This is a genomic window from Arthrobacter sp. 10T413_2 (genome assembly GCF_056394205.1).
On the sequence record NZ_JBFTHK010000353.1, the window covers coordinates 1 to 1,291 of the forward strand.

Here is a 1,291-nt window from a genome sequence, read left to right on the forward strand (position 1 = left end):
GTCCGTGACCGTGTGGGCACACCACATGTACGTCACCGGCTCGGTCCTGCTGCCGTTCTTCTCGTTCATGACGATGCTGATCGCCGTTCCGACYGGTGTGAAGTTCTTCAACTGGATCGGCACCATGTGGCGGGGTTCCATCACCTTTGAAACCCCCATGCTGTGGAGCATCGGCTTCCTGGCGACCTTCCTCTTCGGTGGMCTGACCGGCATCATCCTGGCCTCGCCGCCGCTGGACTTCCACGTCTCCGACTCCTACTTMGTCGTGGCGCACTTCCACTACGTGGTCTTCGGTACGGTCGTGTTCGCCATGTTCGCCGGCTTCTACTTCTGGTGGCCCAAGTGGACCGGCAAGATGCTCAACGAACGTCTCGGCAAGATCCACTTCTGGATGCTGTTCCTGGGCTTCCACGGCACCTTCCTGATCCAGCACTGGCTGGGTGTTGAGGGTATGCCGCGCCGCTATGCCGACTACCTGCCGCAGGACAACTTCACGTGGATGAACCAGTTCTCCACCATCTCCTCGTTCGTCCTGGGCGCCTCGCTGATCCCGTTCTTCTGGAACATCTACATCACCTGGCGCAGCAACGACCGCGTKGAAGTTGATGACCCGTGGGGCTTCGGTGCCTCGCTCGAGTGGGCCACATCCTGCCCGCCGCCGCGCCACAACTTCACGTCCCTGCCCCGCATCCGCTCCGAACGTCCCGCGCTGGACCTGCACCACCCGGAGCTCTCCCAGAACTACACCGTCGATTCTCCTGCTCCGGCAGCAGCAGCGCTCGGTAACGCCGACCAGAAGGACTCCGGCAAGTGAAAATCGAATCAAGGATCTTTGGCCTCGGCGTCTTCTTCTTTGTCCCGGTGGCGTTCATTTACGGGTACCTGACGAACTGGACCGAATGGGTGGGAGCACTTGCCATCCTGCTGGTCGGTGGCCTTGCCGGCATGATCGGTGCCTACCTCGGCTTCACCGGCCGTCGCGTGGGTATGCGTCCTGAGGACCGCAATGACGCCGAAATCCACGAAGGMGCCGGCGAACAAGGMCACTTCAGCCCCTGGAGCTGGTGGCCGCTGGTCCTCGGCATCGCCTGCGCTACGGGCTTCCTCGGCCTGGCCGTAGGCTGGTGGATCGTCTTTATCGCCGGCGGCCTCGCGATCGTCGCCCTGGTCGGCTGGGTCTACGAATACAGCCGCGGTGACCACGCGCACTAGCGCCCACGCGGACAAATCTCCATAACGCATACGACGGCGGGCCCCACCAAAAGGTGGGCCCCGCCGTCGTATGCATGGC

The 1,291-nt window shown here is 62.7% G+C and carries 2 protein-coding genes; both read left to right on the forward strand.

The features are described from left to right. On the forward strand, nt 1-814 hold an 814-nt coding region (locus AC1DBQ_RS23390), incomplete at its 5' end, for a cytochrome c oxidase subunit I (protein WP_476930764.1). After that, nucleotides 811-1,212, forward strand: coding sequence for a cytochrome c oxidase subunit 4 (locus AC1DBQ_RS23395; protein ID WP_476930765.1), 402 nt, complete (start codon nt 811-813; stop codon nt 1,210-1,212). The genes AC1DBQ_RS23390 and AC1DBQ_RS23395, both read left to right, overlap by 4 nt. The last annotated feature ends 79 nt before the right edge of the window (nt 1,213-1,291 follow it).